We start from the raw sequence: 21,470 nt of genomic DNA, 5'->3' as shown, positions 1-21,470 counted from the left end.
CCTCAAACGAAAGGCCTGTCAACGTTTAGCATTTCTGAGAAATTCACCTTCTCTTCCTAGAAAATAAACGTTGACACTAAATGATGCTTTTTCTACACTTAGTTGTGTACAATATGTGACCAAAGGAGGATTCAACATGGAAATGAACGTCAAAACGAATTCCTCTCCTACGGCGCCAAAGCCAAGTAAGCAAACAGGCTGGCGCATCTGGTGGAGTTTACTACGTCCCCATACATTAACAGCCGCTTTCGTACCTGTTTTCATCGGAACAGCATATTCGATGCAGGTCGGAGGTATAAATCAAATACATCTTCCTCTTTTCCTTATGATGCTTCTTGCTTGTCTTCTCATTCAAGCAGCAACAAACATGTTTAATGAATACTTTGATTATAAAAGAGGACTCGATCACGAAGGTTCAGTTGGTATCGGCGGCGCTATCGTTCGCGATGGCATTCAGCCAAAAACAGTGCTTAACTTAGCATTTGGATTTTTCGGCATCGCAATACTATTAGGTGTTTATATTTGTATGAATTCTAGCTGGTGGCTTGCTGCAATCGGTCTTGTTTGTATGGCCGTTGCTTACCTTTATACAGGTGGCCCACTTCCAATTGCATATACACCATTTGGAGAGTTGACAGCCGGATTATTTATGGGTGTCATTATTATTGGGATTTCATTCTTTATTCAAACTGGAACTGTAACATCAGAAGTCATTTTACTATCTATTCCAAGCTCCATTTTAATTGGCGCCATTTTACTAGCTAATAATATTCGCGACTTGGATGGCGATAAAGAAAACGGTCGTAAAACGTTAGCAATTCTCGTTGGACGTGAAAGAGCTGTTGGTGTACTTGCTTCGATGTTCATCGTTTCCTACATTTGGACAATTGCTTTAATTATCGTGGGCATCGTATCACCATGGATGCTTATCGTATTTTTAAGTGCGCCGAAAGCATTTAAAGCGACGAAAGGCTTTATCGGCAAAAGCATTCCAATGGAAATGGTACCTGCGATGATTGCAACAGCAAAAACAAATACAATCTTCGGTTTCCTAATGGGAATCGGATTATTACTTGGATACTTTCTATAAAAGGAGCTGCTTATGTGGCTCCTTTTTCATATCTGAAATTCATCTCATAATTCCTACTCTCAACGCTCATACTATGTAAAGAAACTGAATTGTAGGAAGGTGGACGACTATGTTAACTCCACAACAAGTAGGTCAATTTAAATCCATTTTAGAAAAACAAAAACAAGAACTGGAACAAACGATACAAACTCATGAAAATACAGATCGTGCTTCTGAACGCGATTCAGTAGGAGAACTGTCTAGCTATGACAACCATCCAGGTGATATGGCTACAGAGCTATATGAACGGGAAAAAGACTTCGGGCTTATTGAACTTTGGCATAAACAGCTTGAGGAGACGAAACATGCCCTACAAAAAATAGAAGCGGGTACGTACGGCATTTGTGAAGTGTCTGGCGAAGAAATTCCATTTGAAAGATTGGAAGCAATGCCGACTGCTACAACATGCATACAGCACGCGACAAATAAGTTAAATATGAATACACGGCCAGTTGAAGAAGAAGTGTTGTCTCCTTCTTTCCACAAGCATGATGAGGACCATTCTGTTGAGTACGATGCGGAAGATGCGTGGCAAGATGTCGCAAATTACGGAACATCTGAAACGCCGTCTGATTTAGAAAGACAAGATTCAAAAAACTATAATGGCATGTATGTAAATAGTGAAGAAAACGTAGGCTACGTGGAGGATTTTGAAAACTTTATCGGTACGGATATGTACGGGAAAAACCCACAAGTTTTCGCTACAGAAGAGCATGAAGAATATGAACAAATGCTTGATGATTTTGAAGAACGTACCTTCAAAGGTGAATTATCTTCAAATGAATCTAGTTCCAAAGAATAAAAAAAAGCATTCCGAAAATCGGAATGCTTTTTATCGCTAGCTAATTAGTTTTTTGTAACGTTAGCTGCTTGTGGTCCGCGGTTTCCTTCAACGATTTCGAAAGAAACTTCTTGACCTTCTTCTAAAGTTTTGAAGCCGTCGCCTTGGATAGCTGAGAAATGTACGAATACGTCTTCTCCGCCTTCAACTTCGATGAAGCCAAAACCTTTTTCGCCGTTAAACCATTTAACTTTACCTGTTTGCATGTCATGTACCTCCTAAATAAAAATGAAACTATGAATCCACATGAAAAGGTGGATATAAAGGACATGAATGTATAACAAGCTTACAGCCTTTAATACAACGTGCTTTATTTCCGTACCACATTATGTAGCTCAATAGTGCTTTCACTATATCATGCTATATCGAAAACGTCAAATGAGAACACTTTCATTCCATCATTTTTTATAATCCTAGTATAACCTTAAATTTTCATTCTATTTTTATTCAAAAATTAACAAAAATACAGTACTCTAATTCTTTTAACTTCTGTACAATATAATTACTACATATTTATGAGGTGAAAAAATGCAAGCACATGAAATCGAGTATAAGTTATATGGCGATGATATGCAGTTTGTTGAAATTGAATTAGATCCAAAAGAAAGCGTTATCGCAGAAGCTGGCGCAATGATGATGATGGAAGATTACATTGAAATGGAAACAATCTTTGGTGACGGTTCTGGCCCATCTAACGGTTTATTCGGCAAATTAATGGGCGCTGGTAAACGTCTCGTTACAGGCGAAAGTATGTTTATGACTGTATTTACAAATACAGGTCACGGCAAACGCCACGTCTCATTTGCTGCTCCTTATCCTGGTAAAATTATCCCTGTAGATTTAACAGAATATCAAGGAAAAGTAGTTTGTCAAAAAGATGCCTTTCTTTGTGCCGCAAAAGGTGTTTCTATCGGAATTGAATTTACGAAAAAAATAGGAACTGGTTTCTTCGGTGGTGAAGGGTTTATCATGCAGAAACTTGAAGGTGACGGCCTTGCTTTCATGCACGCAGGTGGAACTGTATATAAACGTGAATTAAAACCTGGTGAGAAACTTCGCATTGATACAGGTTGTCTCGTTGCCATGACAAAAGATATTAACTATGATATCGAATTCGTTGGTAAAGTAAAAACAGCTCTATTTGGCGGCGAGGGTTTATTCTTCGCAACATTAGAAGGTCCTGGAACAGTTTGGATTCAGTCCTTAACACTTAGCCGATTAGCAGCACGCCTTACAAGCCCAGCAGCGCAAAGTACTGGCGAAGGTAGTGTATTAGGTGGCCTTGGTCGTTTATTGGATGGGAAAGAGTAAAAAGGGCCCTTATGCAGGCTTGTCCATCGACTAATATAATACTAAAATTAAACACCCTTGCTTGCAGTAATGCAGTGAAAGGGTGTTTTAATTTACGTCTACAAACGAGAAAAAGCAGATGAAATAAAGTAATAAGGTTTACTTCAGTAAAATAAGGTATATTATATTTGTTGAATAGATTCTCTTTCAAGACAAGAAAAGTAGGTGAACAAAGTGGGAAAATATCAATTGGATTCCAAAAGTCAGGTAGCTGTGGCAAAGTTTCATGAAAAACAGAAGCCTGCCAAATTTGATAAAAAGCAGCAACTTGAACAATTACGTGCGGAGTATTTGAAAAAAAAAGCAAAAACAAACAGATAAATAATATGTTTCGTTTCCCGAAATTTTCGGTATATAGTGCGAACAAACACAAGTAAATAGGTAATCATCGTTCAAATATATACAGACTATTTTTTCAAACCTCTTACAAGCCCAGCATTATAAAGTACTGGTGAAAGTAGTATATTAGGTGGCCTTGTTCACCTTTTAGATGGAAAAGAGTAAAAAATGCCTCCAATGCAAAAAACATCGGAGGCATTTCTCTAAAGTTTATGACTATGGCACTTTATTTTTACTGCGGAGGGCTATACATACCATTTCGAATCATATAATACTCCATCGCTTCATTAAGCCATGTCTCTTCTTCTTCCGTGTAAGGAGATGGCATCATATTATTATATTGTTCTTCTACATTCTCTAATTTACCTAAAGAATACATTGTCTCTTCACCAACATACTTAAGAGTCGCCTTCATATGTTCATCAACCAATTTTTGCACTTCTGAATCCTCAATTTGTCTTCCAAATAACCTTTTCACTTCTTTTGCTAAACGCACAAACTCTTTATCAAGTGCTATGCCCTCTTCTTCCGACTTATTATATAATCCATCAGCCAAGTCTTTTGATACATATCCTTCAAGCCATAAACGTTGTTCGTTTTCTTTTTGAATGCTGTTAATTAGACTCATTAATATGTCACTATCCAACTCTTCATCTTCCTCAAGACATACCATTGTTCGTTCAAGCGCCTTTATCGAAACTTCAATGTGTCTTCTCTTTTCTTCAAAGGCTTTTCTTTGTTGTTCCAACGTTTCTTTTAAATTTACATTCAAACTTGGCATTTTCAGCATAACGCGTATTTCTTCTAAACTATATCCTAATACTTTAAGACTCACTATTTTCTGGAGTTCTAATATATCTTTTCCTTTGTACACACGGTGACCAGAGCTAACATTCTTTCCAGGTTTAAGTAGTCCAATTTCATCGTAATATTGTAGTGTCCGTATTGATGTGCCTGTCCTCTTTGCAAACTCACCAATTGAACAGCCTTCCCTTTTGCTCATCTTACACTCCTCCTAACAATATGTTTACAAAAATCATACTCCCTCACGTAACTGTAGGTTCAAGTCTTTTTTCCAAAAGCATGAATCAAGTTCCTCACCGCATATATTAAACTATACCTTTTCTTAAGGAGGGCTTCCTTAATGCGTACTCCTTTATCCTTTGATAAAGACACTGCCATACTGTTAGCTTCTTGTTGTGAGTTAACGTATGAACAATATAAACAAAATGGTATTTTCGAAATACCAGATGGTTTTCAATATGTACAAGGGTTTCAAGGAAAAGCCATTCAAACAACAGAATGGTTCGGGTTTATATTAGAATCTGAGGATACAATTATCGTTGCCTTCAGGGGCACTCAAACAGACCCTGATTGGATTATTGACTCTCTCGTCAATCAAAAACCTTATCCTTATGCTTTAAATAGCGGAAATGTCCATAACGGCTTTCTCTCTATTTATGAGTCTTGTCGTGATTCTATTATGGATATGCTCGTATCATTGCCAGCACATAAAAAACTGCTAGCTACTGGGCATAGTCTAGGTGGTGCGCTTGCCACATTACACATATTAGATGCACGTATAAATACTGCCTTCGCACAGTATGGACTTTATACATTCGCTTCTCCAAAAGTAGGAGATATCGCTTTTCGAAATTATTATAAACTACAAGTAGCTAGTAGCTTTCGTTTCGTCAACTTGTTCGATGTCGTTCCACTTCTCCCTCCCCGAAACATAAATTTTAATGATCATGATTGGGAGTATGCACACGTCCATCACAATATGACATTTACAAAAAATACAAAATCCATTACAAATAATCATTCCATTACAACATACAAAACATGTCTGACTTCTCATTTTTAACCAGTAAACAATTGGAAATAAAATATTCGTATACTATAATACTCTATGAAGTTATTTTTGGATGAGGGGACCTTACATGTTAAAATTTATCTTCACACTTTTTCTTATTGTAATTTTTACGGTCACAGGTTTCTTTACATTTTCATACTTTGCGACAGGAGAGTATGATGGGGCAGGTATCATATATACCACTGTTCCATGTCTTTCTTAAGCAAAATAAATAAAACGAGCTTAATTTTATTAAGCCCGTTTTATTTATTAATATCCATTTTTGTTGGTAAATCGATAATATATCTCCCAATATAGCAACTTCTTTAAAACTGTTTAACTGCATTACCAATACCCCAAATTTCATTGCTGTACTGCAAAATCGTTCGATCACTCGCAAAATGACCAGACTGTGCAATATTTAAAATCGACATTTCTAGCCACTTTGTTCGGTTCTCATAAGCTCTACCGACAGCTTCTTGTCTTTCAGCATATGGGCCAAAATCTCGCAGAACGAAATATTCATCATTTTGAATAACAAGAGAATCGTAAATCGCTTCAAATTCAGCTCCCGATTGTGCAAAGAAACCATTTGTTAATTGATCAACTACTTTTTTAATGTGTCTATTGTGGTGATAATAATCACTTGCACGATATCCACCATTTTGATAGTAATGAAGAACTTCTTCGGCCGTTAAACCGAAAATAAAACAGTTATCATCACCGACCCGGTCTTTTATTTCAACGTTAGCACCGTCTAGCGTTCCGAGTGTAATCGCACCATTCATCATAAATTTCATATTACCTGTTCCCGATGCTTCTTTACTCGCCGTTGAAATTTGTTCACTTACATCCGCCGCTGGGAATATATCTTCCGCTAAAGAAACTCGATAGTTTTCTAGAAAGATAACTTTCATATATTGACTGACATACGGGTCATTATTTACTTTTCTTGCGAGTTCATTTATTAATTTAATAATTTTTTTCGCGTAATAATAGCCAGGTGATGCTTTCGCTCCAAAAATAAAAGTACGCGGATAAAATGTAAAACTAGCATCCTCTTTCAAACGGTTATATAAATATAAAATATGAAGAACATTTAATAATTGTCGTTTATAAGCATGTAATCTTTTCACTTGCACATCAAAAATAGAATTTGGATCAATCGTAATCCCCATTGTATTATGAATACGCTCCGCTAAAATCTCTTTACGCTCTTGTTTTACCTCTGCAAATTTCTCTTGGAAACTCGCATCATATTGAACTGTTTGCAACGATTGAAGCTTAATCGGTTCTTTCTTCCACTCTGTTCCAATCGCCTCTGAAATGAGATTTGTTAACTGTGGATTTGCTTTCATAAGCCAGCGCCTATGAGCAATTCCATTCGTCTTATTATTAAACTTATCTGGATAAAATTCATAAAACAATCGCATTTCCCGCTGCTTTAATATTTCCGTATGAATTTTTGCTACACCGTTTACGCTATAGCTACCGACAATTGCTAAATGAGCCATTTTCACAAGATCATGCGCAATAATTGCCATGTCTTCAATGCGATGCCATTCATAAGGATAACGTTCCCAAAGTTCATGACAGAAACGTTCATTAATCTCTTCAATAATCATATAAATTCTCGGTAATAATGGTTTAAAAATGTGAATTGGCCACTTTTCGAGCGCTTCTGATAACGTCGTATGATTCGTATAAGAAATCGTCTGCGTCGTTATGTGCCAAGCTTCTTCCCATGTTAACTTTTCTTCATCTAGTAAAATACGCATCAGTTCTGGAATTGCTAAAACCGGATGTGTATCGTTAATGTGAATCGCAATTTTTTCATGTAGTTGACGAAGGTCACCGTATCTTTCTCTATGCATTCGAACGATATTTTGTAAACTTGCTGATACGAGGAAATACTGTTGTTTTAAACGAAGTATTTTCCCCTCATCATGCGTATCATCTGGATATAAAAACTCCGATACAGCCTCTGTTTCGCGCTTATATTTCAAAATATCTTTGCAGTTTTGCGGGAACGGAACTGGTTCAGCATTCCAAAGTCTAAGTGTATTTACAGTACTCGTCTCATAGCCTACTACCGGCACATCATATGGCACTGCCATAATGACTTCTGCATTTGTATGCCTAAACTCTAAACGCCCGTCAATTTCTAGCGGTTCAACACTGCCGAAATAACTTACTTCCACAGCTTGATCATGCCTTCTTACTTCCCATACATTTTCATGAAGAAGCCACTGTTCTGGAAATTCAACTTGATAACCATCAACAATTTTCTGATCAAACAAACCATGTTTATAACGAATTCCACAGCCGTGTCCTGGCAAGTTTAAAGATGCAAGTGAATCGAGAAAACAGGCTGCTAAGCGTCCAAGCCCACCATTACCAAGGCCTGCATCTGCTTCCACTTCTTCTAACTCTTGCAACGAAATCCCTAGTTCAGATAACCCCTGCTCGCATACATCTCTAATACCTAAATTCAAGATGTTACTTCCAAGCAAACGTCCAAGCAAAAACTCAATAGACAAGTAATACATTTGCTTTTGCTCTCCGGATCGATAACTCTCATTCGTTGCAATCCATTGACTATTCATATACTCACGTACCATATGGCCGAGCGTATTATATTGATCACGAGTTGTAGAATCTTTGAAACTTTTCCCATACATCGTCTCTAACTTTTCTAGAAAAGTTGATTTAAAACTTTCAACATGAGTAAACATTTTTTCACCACCTACATGTTATTCCATGAGACTTTTATACAATTCCTTATAAGCAAGAGCCGATTGCTCCCAGCTATAATCTTCAGTCATCGCTTGTTTTACAAGCTGCTCCCACACTGGTTTATCGTGATAAAATTCAATTGCACGGTGAACCGTATGCAGCATGTCATGTGCATTAAAGTTCGTGAAACTGAAACCATTTCCTTCGCCTGTTTCTTCATCATAAGAATGTACTGTATCGTTTAATCCACCTGTTTCTCTTACAATTGGAATCGTACCGTACGCTAATGCGATAAGTTGTCCAAGTCCACACGGTTCAAACAGCGATGGCATTAAAAACAAATCGCTTCCCGCATACACTTGGTGCGCTAATTCTTCATTAAATCCGATATAAACTTTTACCTTCTCCGGATACTCATATGCCATCCACTCAAAGAATTGCTCATATTCCGAATCACCTGAACCTAAAATAATACATTGTACATCTTCTTCCATTATTTCGCGGAATACAGTGCGTACTAAATCAAGACCTTTTTGCTTCGTTAATCTCGTTACCATTGAAATAATTGGTGTATCCTCTTTTTCTGGCAAACCAAAATAACGCTGCAAAGCGCGTTTATTTTCACTCTTTTCATATAATGACTCTGCATCATACTGAGTCTTAATATACGAATCCGTTTCTGGATTATATACGCTCGTATCAATACCATTTACAATACCGCTAAGCTTATCATTATATTTTCGCAGTAATCCATCTAACTTCTCACCGAAAAATTCATATTGAATTTCTTCTTTATACGTCGGGCTCACCGCTGTAATTTGATCCGAAGCGATAATACCGCCTTTCATAAAGTTTATGTTTCCATAAAACTCTAGCTGCTCACTATGAAAATATTCATCACCAAGCTCTAACAAGTCGTACATCACTTCAGGAGGAAATACTCCTTGGAACTGCAAGTTGTGAATCGTATATACCGTTTTAATACGCTCATATAACGGGTTATCTTGATACTTTTCACGAAGTAAGAAATTAACCATAGCCGTATGCCAATCGTGGCTATGAAGAACATCCACTTCAAAATCAAGGTGCGGAATACACTCTAACACTGCTTTTGAGAAATAAGAAAAACGCTCCCCGTCATCATAATGACCATACAGAGAATCTCTCTTAAAATAATATTCATTATCTATTAAGTAATACGTAATTCCGTCTTGCTCACCTTTTAAAATTCCACAATATTGATTTCTCCACCCGAGCGGGACGTTAATTACTTTATGTAACGTACATCCATCTCTTAACTTTTTCGGAATGAGGCTATAATTCGGAAGTATAATACGAACGTCCACTCCTAATTTTTTCAGCTCTTTTGGGAGCGCACCCGCTACATCAGCTAATCCTCCCGATTTCACAAACGGTACACATTCTGATACTGCAAATAAAATATTCACTTGTTGTCCCACTGCGCGAAAAGTTTTTATTACTCCTCTTGCAGCTTCCTCCCTTCGAGTTTTCATTTAAATTAAAACTTTAATCAGTGGAGGAAAAAGCCCCCACTGATTCTTTAGGAATAACTATTAATCGTACTGTTTTGTACGCTTCCTTTTTCTACAACATACGGCTCATCGGCGTTTCCTTTTAATACGACACCGTCGCCAATTTTCACGTCTTTATCAATAATAACACCGTCTATTATACAGTTATCTCCAATTTGGCTCTTTTGCATAATAATACTGTTACGAATAATTGAACCTTTTCCAATTTTAACCGAACGGGAAACAACACTGTTTTCGACTTCCCCTTCAATAATACTGCCATTTGCAATCATTGTATTTTTCACGACTGCACCCTTTAGATAACGAGTTGGTGGCTCATCTTTTACTTTCGTAAAGATCGGCGCTTCTTTCTTAAATAATTGCTTCCAAATAGCAGGTTGCAAAATTTCTAAGCTATGTTTATAGTAACTTTCGATCGAGTCAATAATTGCTACATATCCAGTATGTTCATATGTAGCAATATGTAATGATTTCCCGCGTTTTTCTCTCACTACATCAAATAAACTGTATTGCTCCACATCTTTATATGTCTCAAATAAATCTAATAATAATTGTTTCTTTAACACGTATGTTTGAAGCGAAACCCCTTCATGGCAAACTTCCGTAATATCAGCTGCCGTATGTATATGTCGCTCTAACACCGCTTGAAAATTTAATGCTGTTACGAGATGGCTATTCGTAATAACAACGTACTCTTCTCTGCTTCTTAGAAAATAATCAATATGTCTTCTAAAGTGTGCAAAAGACCCAAACTCATCTTGGTCACATTGGCAGTTTGGCGGGAATAAAAATAGTCCGTCTCGTTTTCTATCTAAATCCCACTGTTTCCCTGAACCGACATGGTCCATTAACGAACGGTTTTTATGGCTTGTAAAAACTGCCACACTATGAATACTAGAATTCACCATATTTGAAAGCATGAAATCAATGAGTCGATAACGGCCCCCAAACGGTAACGCCGCTAGTGAACGATGCCCTGTTACTTTCTTTAAGGAAGGAAAACTTCCCGTTGCATTAATAATCCCTAACATTTTTTCTCCCATTCATTTCATCCCCCTTTTCTATTTCCCTTCAGCAATTAATACTACATCGTCAACATTCTTTTCTGGACGAATGATTGTTCCATCTTCGATAACCATTTCTGATCCAACAATCGCTCTTTCAATCACAACATTTTTACCAATCTTGGCCCCTGGCATAACGACAGAATCAATTACCATACTACCTTCTTCCACCGTCACTCCTTGGAATAACACAGAATGCTTCACGTCCCCTTCAATGACGCACCCTTCGTTAATAAGCGATTCTTCTACTTTCGCCTTTTCAGCAATATATTGAGGCGGTTCGTTTGGATTGACAGAGTAAATACGCCAATTACGATCGTTTAAATTCAGTGATGTTTCATCGCGAAGCAAATCCATATTCGCTTCCCATAAGCTCTTCACCGTTCCAACATCTTTCCAATATCCTTCAAACGGGTACGCCATTAGCTTCTTCCCTTCATCTAATAAAAGCGGAAGGACGTCTTTTCCAAAATCGTTACTAGATTCAGGATTTCTTGCATCCATCTCTAAATACTCTTTCAAAATTGACCAATTAAAAATATAGATTCCCATCGATGCAAGATTACTTCTTGGAAATTGTGGTTTCTCTTCAAACTCAACAATCTCCATCTCTTCATTTGTATTCATAATGCCAAAGCGACTCGCTTCATCCCAAGGTACTTCAATAACAGAAATGGATACGTCCGATTCTTTCTCAATATGGTAATCTAGCATCTTACTGTAATCCATTTTATAAATATGGTCGCCTGATAAAATAAGAACATACTCCGGTTCATACTGACTTAAATAGTTTAAATTTTGATAAATGGCACTTGCCGTACCTGTATACCACTTAACCCCTGAAGACTCCGCATAAGGAGGTAATACTGTGACCCCACCGTTTACTCGGTCTAAATCCCACGCATTTCCGATTCCGATATAATTATGAAGTTCAAGTGGTTGATATTGCGTTAAAATCCCAACCGTTTCAATACCAGAATTCGCACAGTTACTTAGCGTAAAATCAATAATGCGATATTTACCACCAAATGGAACAGCTGGCTTGGCTAAATTTTTTGTTAATGCACTTAAACGACTACCTTTTCCCCCTGCTAGTAACATTGCTACGCACTTTTGTTTTTGAGCCATCTTGTTTTTTGCTCCCCTTTCTCGTCTTCACTGGTCGTAATATGGATACGCCAAATGGTGGAATTGTAATCTCTACATGCGCTGCTTGATTATGGTACGGTTCTAGAATCGTCTTAAGACGTTTCTTATTCACTTGCCCCGAACCGCCATATTGCTCAGCATCACTGTTTAAAATCTCGTTATAATACTCGAAATCTGGTACACCTACTTTATAGTTTTCATATGTAGCTTTCGTAAAATTACATACGACAACTAACGCATCTTCTTGTTTATCCCCTTGGCGGATAAAAGAGAAAATACTTTGCTCATTATTATTAGCATCAATCCACTGAAAACCTTCAGGTGAATGGTCAAGTTGCCAAAGTGGTTTTGAGCGCTTATACAATGCTATGAGCTCGTTAAAGTAATCATGCATATAACGATGCATTTCAAAATCATGTAAATTCCAATCTAAATCTTCAAGGTCTTTCCACTCATCAAACTGTCCGAATTCTCCTCCCATGAAAAGTAACTTCTTTCCTGGGTGAGTAAAGAAATATCCATATAATAAACGAAGTTGAGCAAACTTATCCCAGTAATCACCTGGCATTTTATTTAATAACGACTTTTTCCCATGAACGACTTCATCATGAGAAAGCGGTAATATGAAGTTTTCAGAGTACGCATATAGTAAAGAAAACGTCATTTTCTCATGAATGTGTTTCCTATATTCAGGCGCACACTCCATATATTTCAGCACGTCATTCATCCAGCCCATGTTCCATTTGTAATTGAATCCAAGCCCACCTTCATACGTTGGAGTTGTTACAAGTGGCCAAGCTGTTGAATCTTCTGCCGTCATAAGAAAATCTTCATCCTCTGCAAACACTGCTTCATTTAACTCTCTTAAAAATGAAACAGCATGCTCATTACTTTGCTCTTGTCCTTCTTTATTCCAGTACAACATGTTCGCAACTGCATCAACTCTGAAACCATCAATATGGAAATATCTCATCCAAAATAACGCATTTGAAATTAAGAAATTACGTACCTCTCTCTTTCCTAAATCAAAATTGACAGTTCCCCATACTGGATTTTCTTGTACATCTTTATCTTTATATTCATAGGTCGGTGTACCATCAAACAAATATAAACCGTGAGCATCTTTACAAAAATGCCCCGGCACCCAATCTAAAATGACACCGATTCCATATTTATGACATTCGTCGACAAAATGCATTAAATCATGCGGCGTACCAAATCTACTCGTCGCTGCATAATATCCCGTTCCTTGGTATCCCCAAGAACGATCATATGGATGCTCAACAAGCGGCATAATTTCAATATGTGTAAATTGATGTTCCACCACATACGGGATGAGCTCTTCAACCATTTCCCTGTAAGAGTACAGCGTTCCATCTTCTTTCTTTTTCCAAGAACCAAAATGTAATTCATAAACTGTCATCGCTTCTTTATAAATCGATTTTTTCTTTTTCTTACGATTCCAGTTTTTATCATTCCATTCATATCCTTTTATATCAAAAACTACAGATGCCGTATTCGGTCTTACTTCTGCATATACAGCATACGGATCTGCCTTTAAAATGACGTCACCAGCCAACGTTTCAATCGCATATTTATATATTTCTCCTTCTTCAATATGCGGTATAAATAAGGACCAAATGCCTTCTTCTGTCACTTGTAGCATCTTATGTTGCTCATAATCCCACTCATTAAAATCCCCAACAACACTCATTGCTTTCGCATGAGGAGCCCACACTGTAAATCGTACCCCTTGAATCTCATCTTCCGTCACAACATGCGCGCCAAAGATGTTATAACTTTCATAGTACTTTTCTGTATGAAACTCATCTCGTTTCACTTCTTCACAATTTATTACATTCAATATGCTCACCTCACTTAGATGACAGAATTTTTTATACTTTAACTATTTCTGCGAAAAACTGCAATATCCTTGTTAATTTATAAAAAACATTCGTTTTTTTCTTAAAAATGTTAGTTTTTCTTCACATTTCCGTGTAAAATATCGAATTTTGACGAATATTCATTGTAAACGCTTCATTCTACTTCTATATTTCCTCCTATTATTTTTTTCTCAACCTTTATTTTATTAGGTTTATACTATTTTTCATGCTATTTTCCACTCAAAATCAAAACAAAATAATCTGTAATAAAAAAAATGTTTCTCAACATTTTTTGTCATATTTTTATTGAAACGCGAAATTCATAAGCATATACTTGTTCTCAATAAAGAACTACGATCTTTCGTAACTATAATTCATAGCGGACTACTATGTTTACTTATTTATCCTTGTTGCGAACGGTTGCTATACAAATTTAACTAGGAGGCTTTCTTATGTCATTAAAACAAAAAGTAGGAATGGGAATTATCACCGCTTCACTTGGCTTATCCCTTACATTCGGCGGTGTATTCGCCTATTTCAGTGATTCAGAAACATCAAGTAACTCATTTCAAGCTGGAACACTAGATCTTTCTATTAATCCAAGTGTAATCGTTAATGTGAAAGATTTAAAACCAGGTGATTTTATTGAAAGGAACTTCAAGCTTGAAAATAAAGGTACATTGGATATTGCAAAAGTAGCACTTGAAACATCATATGAAGTTACAGATGCAACGCAAAATAATGTCGGTGAAGATTTAGGTGATCACATTATCGTCAAGTTTCTAGTGAATGATGGACAGCCATCTAATCCAAACGATGATCATGAGATTTTGTGGGAAACAAAACTATCAGAATTAAAAACTATGAAACCTGAAGATGTCGCTACGTCTCTAGAACGTCATAACTTAATAGATGGTATTAAATCTGGTGAAACAGATTACTTACATGTCCTCTTCTCATTTGAAGATAACGACCAAGATCAAAATAGATTTCAAGGTGATTCCCTGCAGCTAAACTGGACATTCCATGCTGAGCAAACAGCAGGTGTGGAGAAATAATTTTTAAAAATATATATTACCGGAGGCCTATAAATGAAAAAGAAAAACCGTTTTGTTACTGGAATTGTAACGGCTGGCGTTCTGTTTTCAACTGCCATTCCGTTCAATGTACTTGCTGAAAGTCCTATTAACCAAATTGAATCTTCAAATGCTCATTCTATATTATCGAAGCTTTCTAAAGAACAACGCCTAGCATTACAAACGGTAGATGCCAACCCTGGTTTTACAATTTCACCAGATATTAATACGAGTAGTTCTGAGCCTGTAAATATCATCGTAGAATTTCAAACTGCTCCAGTAAAGATTAATGAATTAAAACAAAAAGAAAAAGGATTACAGTCTGCTCCTGAAAATACAAAAGCACGTATTGATCAAGAACATGAAGAATTCGAAAAAGGACTAAAACGTCTTTATCAATTCAGCCCATCAGTAAAATCAGGAAACTTCCAGTCTGTACAAATTAAACGTTCTTATAAGCATGCGATAAATGGTGTTGCGATGACATTACCAGCAAATACAGTTGAAGAGTTGTTACGAATTGGTGTTGTAAAACGCATTTGGAAAGATTACGAAGTGAAATTAAATTTACCAAAACAAGCTGAGCAAAAAGCACCTCAAAAACTAACAGATAGCATCCCGCAAATTGGAGTAGATAAGTTACATAGTGAGGGCATTACCGGAAAAGGAATTAAAGTTGGTGTATTAGATACAGGTATTGATTACAATCATCCTGACTTAAAAGACGTATATAAAGGCTATCGCGCAAAACCTGGTGAGGACTCTAGCAAAGTAGACCCAAACTCAGTAAAGGGTTGGGACTTTATTAATAACGATGCAGATCCAATGGAAACTACTTATTCAGAATGGCAAAAATCTGGTGCTCCTGAATTTGATAGCCGCGGTTCTTCCTTCTACACAGCCCACGGCACTCACGTAGCAGGTATCGTTTCTGCTCAAAAGAAGAACCAATCTGATTCAGCAGTAAAAGGTGTTGCACCTGACATTGAACTGTATAACTATCGTGTACTCGGTCCATACGGAAGTGGAGATAGTTCAGGTATTATCGCTGCAATTGATAAATCTATTTCTGACGGTATGAACGTTATTAACTTATCGTTAGGTGATGATAGCAACAATCCTCTTGATCCAACATCTATCGCTGTTAATAACGCGATGCTTTCAGGCGTTGTTACAGTCGTTGCTGCTGGTAACTCTGGACCGAATCCATCAACACTCGGATCACCAGGTGCTTCGCCATTTGCTATTACGGTTGGAGCCAGTGATAGCTCTATTTCCTTACCGAAACTATCAGGTCATGCTGGACAATTACAATTCCCTAACCTAATTTTGTTCGGCAAAAACTTCACTGATAAAATAGAAGATTTTAAGGGACAAACTTTACCTATTGAATCTGTAGGAATCGGTACGCCTGACGAGTTTAGTAAAAAAGATGTAAAAGGAAAAATCGCTCTCGTTGCACGTGGTACAACCTCATTTGATGAAAAAATTGCTAACGCAAAACAAGCAGGTGCAAAGGCCGTTATTATTTATAACAACGTGGATGGAGAAATTCCTTTCTACGTTGGTGAAAGCACAAAATACATTCCATCATTCCGCCTAACGAAAGAAGACGGTGAAAAACTAAAAGCTCAAATTGAACAAGGTAGCACATCCTTAACTTTCGATGAAATTAATTACATTCAAACAGAAGGCGATCATCTTGCAGACTTTAGCTCACGCGGTCCTGTTACAGCAAATGATGATATTAAGCCTGATATTACAGCGCCTGGTGTCGCTGTCCTTTCAACAGTTCCTGAATATATTAACGACCCGCAAGAGGGTGAAAACTACGCTGTTTCCTATGAGCGTATGCAAGGAACATCTATGGCTTCCCCTCATATTGCTGGCGTTGCTGCTCTAATTTTACAAGAACACCCAGACTACTCTCCGTTCGATGTAAAAGCGTCTCTAATGAACACAGCTGATGATTTAAAAGAAAAATATTCGGTGTATGAAGTTGGAGCTGGGCGAGTAGATGCTTACAACGCCGTTCGTACAGAAACAAGCTTTAAAGTATTAGATACGACACAAAATGTTGTAAATGATGAAGTAATTGAAGTGCCCGAAGAAACTGGATCTATTGCATTCGGTAAGTTTTATCAAAAAGACGGTGAAGCTCTTGAACAAAAACGAAATATAAAAGTAACTAATCATAATAAACAAGAGAAAAAAGAATTTAAAACAGAAATTTCTTATACACCGGCTTCTTCTACTATTAACGATGCTGTCGCAAACGGTGTAAAAATCTCAGCTCCAGAAACAATTACTCTTGATGCTGGCAAAGCAGATGAAATTGAAGCAAAAATTAATGTTCCAGCCGGTGTAAAACAAGGCCGATATGAAGGATATATTCATATTACGAACACGAAAAATAAAGAAGAAACATATCAAATCCCATTCTCTATTCGTGTATCAGAGCCTGGTATTGAAAATGCAATACTATCAAGAAAAGCAATTTCAACTGATACATCTAAATTTAATCCATACGGTGAATCGTATGTTCACGGGGCATTCCAATTAAACAGCGAACTTGAAACGTTAGATCTTATCGTAAAAGATTCCAAAACAGATAAAGCTCTGGGCTTCATTGGGACATTAAACACAAGTGGACTAAAAACTGATGTGTATTACTACTTAGACTCATTCTTTAATGGAAAAGTGTATCCTTTTACAAATGATCCTGCAAAACCAATTGGTGATGAGAAAATCAACTTAGCAGAAGGAGACTACACAATTGAGTTTGTCGGTTATGATAAGGCTGGGAAAGCACGTGTAAAAGGTGATTATGTTGTAATTGATAATACCCCACCAGAAGTGAAACTAACTGGATTAAAACCTGGTATTTACGAGTTAAATGAAGAAAATTATACAGTAGAAGATGACAAAAAAGCACTATGGATTAAAGGAAATGTATACGATTCAAACGTTGACTACTTAAAAGGAAAAGGATTAAACATTACGCAAGAAGCGAATGGCGTTATGTACTATGACTATTCTCCATACTTGCATAAGTTTTTACCGATTAATGCAAATGGCGACTTTAAAGTTGGCATTACACCTGACTCCTTCAGAACGGAAGGTCCAATGAACACAGGCGTATATATTTTCGATTATGCAACTGCAGGAGCTGACTATCCAAGCGGTGTAAATAACTACTGGTTTATCCCACAAGGTGCTCAATATGCGAAAGCTAGTTACGATAAAAAAGAATTATATAAAAATGACGAGTTCACAGTAACACTAAACGCAAAACACGTAAAACAATTTGTTGCTGGGCAATTTAATGTAAACTTCCTAGAGAAGAACTTCAAATTTGCAAATGCGAAATTTAATCCTGCTTTTGAAAAGCTACTTTCCGAAAAAGGAGTAACCGCAAAAGTAAATGAACCGAAACTAGAGGCAGGTTCGGTTACAGTTGGTGGCGCTATCGATGACAAAAACTTTGCTGGATTAGATGGTGATTTCCCGTTCATTGATGTAACTTTCAAAGTAGAAAATGATGAATTTTATGAAGCAAACGCTCAATTAGAGTCACCAATTTTTGTTTACTGGAAACAAGGTGAATCAGAACCAAATAGAATGCGTGTACTTCAAGAACAAACATTCTCAGTTATGTCCTTAAATTCACTAGTAGAAGGAAATATTAAACCTGGTGCATTCTTAAATGAACGTGGATATTTAGATGAAAAGTTTGATTATGCAAAGCTTGGCGTAAAAGTATACGCAACTGATTCTTACCGTCATAAGTTTGAAGGCTCACTAGATAAATATGGGTACTTCAAACTAAATGGACTTCCAGTTAATAAACGCGACTATAACCTATATGTAGAAGTGCCAGGACATTTAACAAGCCGCCTAACAACGAAACTTGGTACTGAAAAAGACGGTAAGCTGCTTGGCCAATATTATTATGCAAGACCTGACGAAAACCTTGCCGGCGATGTAAATGCTGATAAAGTAATCGATATTAAAGATGCTGAAATTATCGCTAGCAACTATGGTAAAAAAGGACTAACTGTAAAAGACGGAGACCTTAATAAAGATGGGATTGTCGACGAAAAAGATATTCGCTTCGTTGAAAAGAACTTCTTGAAAAAAGGGCCAGATGCATCTAAATCACAAACACCTGTAGAAAAATCAAAAAGCGGTACACTGACAGATATTTTAAAGAAATTGGGATTAACGCCTAAAAAATGATAAAGTGAAACTTTAATCAGTGGGGGGTGTTCATCCCCCACTGATTATTAGTTGAACCAATCGGGCTTTTACGGGCAGTTGATCACCAAACTAACTTCTTTGCTTTCGCTGCATTTTGAGGTGGGGATCTTACTGCCCGTTAATGCGGGATAATAAAGAGCACTCTACGTAAAGTAGAGTGCTCTTTTCTATAAACGACCCTTATCCAGCAAAAGGGGTATATTGGGGATATACAAGGGAAACCGGAAAAGGAATTTATATTAAATTATATAAGTTCAGAGGTAAGAAGCAGTTTCCCACCTCTGAATTATTTAGCAATTATTATAGTACTGGTGCCATTGTTTCTTTTAATACTTTTACAGAATGAGCGAATTTCGCTTTTTCATCTTCATTTAGCTCAAGTTCTACGATTTCACGTACACCTTCGCGGTTAATTACAGCTGGAACACCTACGTAAGCATCTTTCTCTCCGTATTGACCTTCAAGGTATGCAGATACAGTTAATACGCTGTTCTCGTTGTTTAAGATTGCTTTAGTTACACGAAGTAGTGACATACCGATTCCGTAGTAAGTTGCACCTTTACGCTCGATAATATGGTAAGCTGCATCACGTACGTTTTCGAAGATTTTATCTAAGTCTTCTTGATTGTACTGTTCGTTGTTAGCTAAGATTGTTTCTAGTTTTTGTACACCGATAGTAGCGTGGCTCCATACTGGAAGTTCAGTGTCACCGTGTTCACCAACGATATAAGCATGAACGTTACGTGGATCTACATCTAAGTAGTCACCTAACATGTAACGGAAACGAGCAGAGTCTAAAGTAGTACCAGAACCGATTACGCGCTCTTTTGGTAAACCAGATTCTTTCCAAGTTACGTAAGTTAAAATGTCAACTGGGTTAGTTGCGATTAAGAAGATTCCATCGAATCCACTATCCATAATACCGCGAACGATTTGTTTAAAGATCTTTGTATTTTTCTCAACTAAGTCTAAACGAGTTTCACCTGGCTTTTGTGGTAATCCAGCAGTGATAACTACTAAATCTGCATCTTTACAATCTGCATAGCTACCGCTCCAAACTTTTGTTGGTGATGGAGAGAATGGTACCGCATGGCTTAAGTCCATTGCTTCCCCTTCTGCTTTTGCTTCATTAACATCTACTAATACGAACTCTTCAGCTACACCTTGGTTGATCATTGAGTAAGCGTAACTACAACCTACAGCTCCTGTTCCTACTAATACTACACGATTGATACCTTTTTTCATGGTAATTTCCCCTCTCTATTGTTCACATCTATTTTTTATGATTGTTTAAGTAATTAATTAAAATACTAATTTAATGTTGTTTAACTTCTTTACATTCATATTGTAGCACGTATTATTGTGAATTACTTCACAAATTATGACCTATTTGTGAACTTTTTCACATAGAGTGTAAAGTTATTAGAATAGGTGTGGAATCAATTTCAATGGAGGCGTTTTCTTTAGATTGTGAAAGGGATTTTCTTATGTTTTTGTCGGTAAGTGAAATTATACCGGCGATTTTTAGAATATATCGACCGTAACTCCAAATATATCAGCGATTATTGAAATTTATCGATCGTAACTCAAATTATATCAGCGATTTTTGCAATATATCGACTTACCGACAAAACTCGACAATAATGACAACCTAAAAAAGCTGTCTTCTATATATTATTTATTTTCCACAGTAGCTCCCGGATGTATTTTCATCGGTTTCTCCAAGTATAGGAGGCTACAGTCATACTTCCTTCATATCCATACAGGTCCAAATAAATAACATGATTGTATTTACGGCTCTCTATGTACCTAACTGCAACAGCGAATACTTCATATTTCTTCTATTGCATAAAAAAAGCAGACTATCCAAAGTCTACTTTTATACAACAAAAAAGAGATAGCAGATTATGCTATCTCTTTTAGTATGACCCGTACGGGATTCGAACCCGTGTTACCGCCGTGAAAGGGCGGTGTCTTAACCACTTGACCAACGGGCCAATATGTATGGCAGAGAAGAAGGGATTCGAACCCTCGCACCGCGTTAGCGATCTACTCCCTTAGCAGGGGAGCCCCTTGAGCCACTTGGGTACTTCTCTGTATGGCTCCGCAGGTAGGACTCGAACCTACGACCGATCGGTTAACAGCCGATAGCTCTACCACTGAGCTACTGCGGAATAATATATGGTGGGCCTAAATGGACTCGAACCATCGACCTCACGCTTATCAGGCGTGCGC

16 protein-coding genes and 3 tRNA genes are annotated in these 21,470 nt (G+C 37.1%); 8 read left to right on the top strand and 11 right to left on the bottom strand.

The features are described from left to right. Window positions 1-136 precede the first annotated feature (136 nt). Both CQ064_RS03935 and CQ064_RS03930 read left to right on the top strand, forming a co-directional pair. Window positions 137-1,090, top strand: coding sequence for a 1,4-dihydroxy-2-naphthoate polyprenyltransferase (locus tag CQ064_RS03935; protein ID WP_000425770.1), 954 nt, complete (start codon window positions 137-139; stop codon window positions 1,088-1,090). Between the two features lie 109 nt (window positions 1,091-1,199). Continuing rightward, window positions 1,200-1,931: a yteA family sporulation protein gene (locus tag CQ064_RS03930; protein WP_000957398.1), complete on the top strand. Its 732-nt coding sequence runs from the start codon at window positions 1,200-1,202 to the stop codon at window positions 1,929-1,931. Window positions 1,932-1,975: 44 nt separating this feature from the next. Here CQ064_RS03930 and cspD read toward each other — a convergent pair whose 3' ends face one another. Then, window positions 1,976-2,176 (bottom strand): cold-shock protein CspD, encoded by a 201-nt coding sequence (gene cspD / locus CQ064_RS03925; protein WP_001193052.1) that lies wholly within the window; start codon window positions 2,174-2,176, stop codon window positions 1,976-1,978. A 322-nt stretch (window positions 2,177-2,498) separates the two neighbouring features. On the opposite strand from cspD, the gene CQ064_RS03920 reads away from it, so the two are divergent. Then, entirely contained in the window at window positions 2,499-3,281 is a 783-nt protein-coding gene (locus CQ064_RS03920; RefSeq protein ID WP_001147841.1) for a TIGR00266 family protein, read from the top strand. A 213-nt stretch (window positions 3,282-3,494) separates the two neighbouring features. Beyond that, entirely contained in the window at window positions 3,495-3,641 is a 147-nt protein-coding gene (locus CQ064_RS33330; protein WP_000521640.1) for a hypothetical protein, read from the top strand. A 250-nt stretch (window positions 3,642-3,891) separates the two neighbouring features. Here the strand turns inward: CQ064_RS33330 and CQ064_RS03910 are convergent, their stop codons facing one another. Then, the gene (locus CQ064_RS03910; RefSeq protein ID WP_000043962.1) at window positions 3,892-4,662 is read right to left on the bottom strand and encodes a MerR family transcriptional regulator; all 771 of its coding nucleotides are present in this window, start codon (window positions 4,660-4,662) and stop codon (window positions 3,892-3,894) included. Between the two features lie 141 nt (window positions 4,663-4,803). Between CQ064_RS03910 and CQ064_RS03905 the strand changes: the two genes are divergently transcribed. Both CQ064_RS03905 and CQ064_RS33985 read left to right on the top strand, forming a co-directional pair. Beyond that, on the top strand, window positions 4,804-5,526 hold the full coding sequence (locus tag CQ064_RS03905) for a lipase family protein (protein WP_001260112.1): 723 nt from the start codon (window positions 4,804-4,806) through the stop codon (window positions 5,524-5,526). Between the two features lie 76 nt (window positions 5,527-5,602). Next, window positions 5,603-5,737, top strand: a complete 135-nt coding sequence (locus CQ064_RS33985; protein WP_000911077.1) for a hypothetical protein — start codon at window positions 5,603-5,605, stop codon at window positions 5,735-5,737. Between the two features lie 103 nt (window positions 5,738-5,840). On the opposite strand, the gene glgP is transcribed toward CQ064_RS33985, so the two are convergent. From glgP to glgB, 5 genes are all read right to left on the bottom strand, one after another. Continuing rightward, window positions 5,841-8,249 (bottom strand): glycogen phosphorylase, encoded by a 2,409-nt coding sequence (gene glgP, locus CQ064_RS03895; RefSeq protein WP_000494104.1) that lies wholly within the window; start codon window positions 8,247-8,249, stop codon window positions 5,841-5,843. Window positions 8,250-8,267: 18 nt separating this feature from the next. Beyond that, entirely contained in the window at window positions 8,268-9,698 is a 1,431-nt protein-coding gene (gene glgA / locus CQ064_RS03890) for a glycogen synthase GlgA (RefSeq protein ID WP_033795020.1), read from the bottom strand. Window positions 9,699-9,811: 113 nt separating this feature from the next. Continuing rightward, the gene (glgD, locus tag CQ064_RS03885) at window positions 9,812-10,846 is read right to left on the bottom strand and encodes a glucose-1-phosphate adenylyltransferase subunit GlgD (RefSeq protein WP_000504170.1); all 1,035 of its coding nucleotides are present in this window, start codon (window positions 10,844-10,846) and stop codon (window positions 9,812-9,814) included. An 18-nt stretch (window positions 10,847-10,864) separates the two neighbouring features. Then, window positions 10,865-11,995, bottom strand: coding sequence for a glucose-1-phosphate adenylyltransferase (glgC, locus tag CQ064_RS03880; RefSeq protein WP_000057604.1), 1,131 nt, complete (start codon window positions 11,993-11,995; stop codon window positions 10,865-10,867). Beyond that, window positions 11,943-13,880 carry a 1,4-alpha-glucan branching protein GlgB gene (gene glgB, locus CQ064_RS03875; protein ID WP_001100881.1) on the bottom strand — a complete coding sequence of 646 codons (1,938 nt, stop codon included), beginning with the start codon at window positions 13,878-13,880 and terminating at the stop codon, window positions 11,943-11,945. The genes glgC and glgB overlap by 53 nt, the downstream gene beginning before the upstream one ends. A gap of 471 nt (window positions 13,881-14,351) precedes the next feature. Here glgB and CQ064_RS03870 point away from each other — a divergent pair, with 471 nt between their 5' ends. Beyond that, a complete protein-coding gene (locus tag CQ064_RS03870) occupies window positions 14,352-14,957 on the top strand; it encodes a CalY family protein (RefSeq protein WP_000053928.1) in 606 nt (201 codons plus the stop codon). Between the two features lie 33 nt (window positions 14,958-14,990). After that, on the top strand, window positions 14,991-19,214 hold the full coding sequence (locus CQ064_RS03865; protein WP_000728856.1) for a S8 family serine peptidase: 4,224 nt from the start codon (window positions 14,991-14,993) through the stop codon (window positions 19,212-19,214). Window positions 19,215-19,535: 321 nt separating this feature from the next. Here the strand turns inward: CQ064_RS03865 and CQ064_RS03855 are convergent, their stop codons facing one another. From CQ064_RS03855 to CQ064_RS03840, 4 genes are all read right to left on the bottom strand, one after another. Beyond that, on the bottom strand, window positions 19,536-20,480 hold the full coding sequence (locus CQ064_RS03855) for an L-lactate dehydrogenase (RefSeq protein ID WP_000715346.1): 945 nt from the start codon (window positions 20,478-20,480) through the stop codon (window positions 19,536-19,538). 680 nt (window positions 20,481-21,160) lie between these two features. Beyond that, window positions 21,161-21,232, bottom strand: a tRNA-Glu gene (locus CQ064_RS03850). A gap of 8 nt (window positions 21,233-21,240) precedes the next feature. After that, a tRNA-Ser gene (locus tag CQ064_RS03845) sits at window positions 21,241-21,331 on the bottom strand. Window positions 21,332-21,334: 3 nt separating this feature from the next. After that, window positions 21,335-21,409, bottom strand: a tRNA-Asn gene (locus CQ064_RS03840). Window positions 21,410-21,470 lie beyond the last annotated feature (61 nt).

It is taken from the genome of Bacillus sp. MYb78, assembly GCF_002975115.1.
GTDB lineage: Bacteria > Bacillota > Bacilli > Bacillales > Bacillaceae_G > Bacillus_A > Bacillus_A cereus.
Note: the sequence above shows the minus strand (reverse complement) of the source record. Positions and strands in the feature narration are given on the sequence as shown.

Excerpts from the sequence above, each read along its gene's own strand:
- CQ064_RS03870 (WP_000053928.1), top strand. The coding sequence starts at position 14,352 with ATGTCATTAAAACAAAAAGTAGGAATGGGAATTATCACCGCTTCACTT.
- glgC (WP_000057604.1), bottom strand. The coding sequence starts at position 11,995 with ATGGCTCAAAAACAAAAGTGCGTAGCAATGTTACTAGCAGGGGGAAAA.
- CQ064_RS03930 (WP_000957398.1), top strand. The coding sequence starts at position 1,200 with ATGTTAACTCCACAACAAGTAGGTCAATTTAAATCCATTTTAGAAAAA.
- CQ064_RS03905 (WP_001260112.1), top strand. The coding sequence starts at position 4,804 with ATGCGTACTCCTTTATCCTTTGATAAAGACACTGCCATACTGTTAGCT.
- CQ064_RS03920 (WP_001147841.1), top strand. The coding sequence starts at position 2,499 with ATGCAAGCACATGAAATCGAGTATAAGTTATATGGCGATGATATGCAG.
- CQ064_RS03910 (WP_000043962.1), bottom strand. The coding sequence starts at position 4,662 with ATGAGCAAAAGGGAAGGCTGTTCAATTGGTGAGTTTGCAAAGAGGACA.
- glgD (WP_000504170.1), bottom strand. The coding sequence starts at position 10,846 with ATGGGAGAAAAAATGTTAGGGATTATTAATGCAACGGGAAGTTTTCCT.
- CQ064_RS03935 (WP_000425770.1), top strand. The coding sequence starts at position 137 with ATGGAAATGAACGTCAAAACGAATTCCTCTCCTACGGCGCCAAAGCCA.
- CQ064_RS33985 (WP_000911077.1), top strand. The coding sequence starts at position 5,603 with ATGTTAAAATTTATCTTCACACTTTTTCTTATTGTAATTTTTACGGTC.
- CQ064_RS03855 (WP_000715346.1), bottom strand. The coding sequence starts at position 20,480 with ATGAAAAAAGGTATCAATCGTGTAGTATTAGTAGGAACAGGAGCTGTA.
- CQ064_RS03865 (WP_000728856.1), top strand. The coding sequence starts at position 14,991 with ATGAAAAAGAAAAACCGTTTTGTTACTGGAATTGTAACGGCTGGCGTT.
- cspD (WP_001193052.1), bottom strand. The coding sequence starts at position 2,176 with ATGCAAACAGGTAAAGTTAAATGGTTTAACGGCGAAAAAGGTTTTGGC.
- glgP (WP_000494104.1), bottom strand. The coding sequence starts at position 8,249 with ATGTTTACTCATGTTGAAAGTTTTAAATCAACTTTTCTAGAAAAGTTA.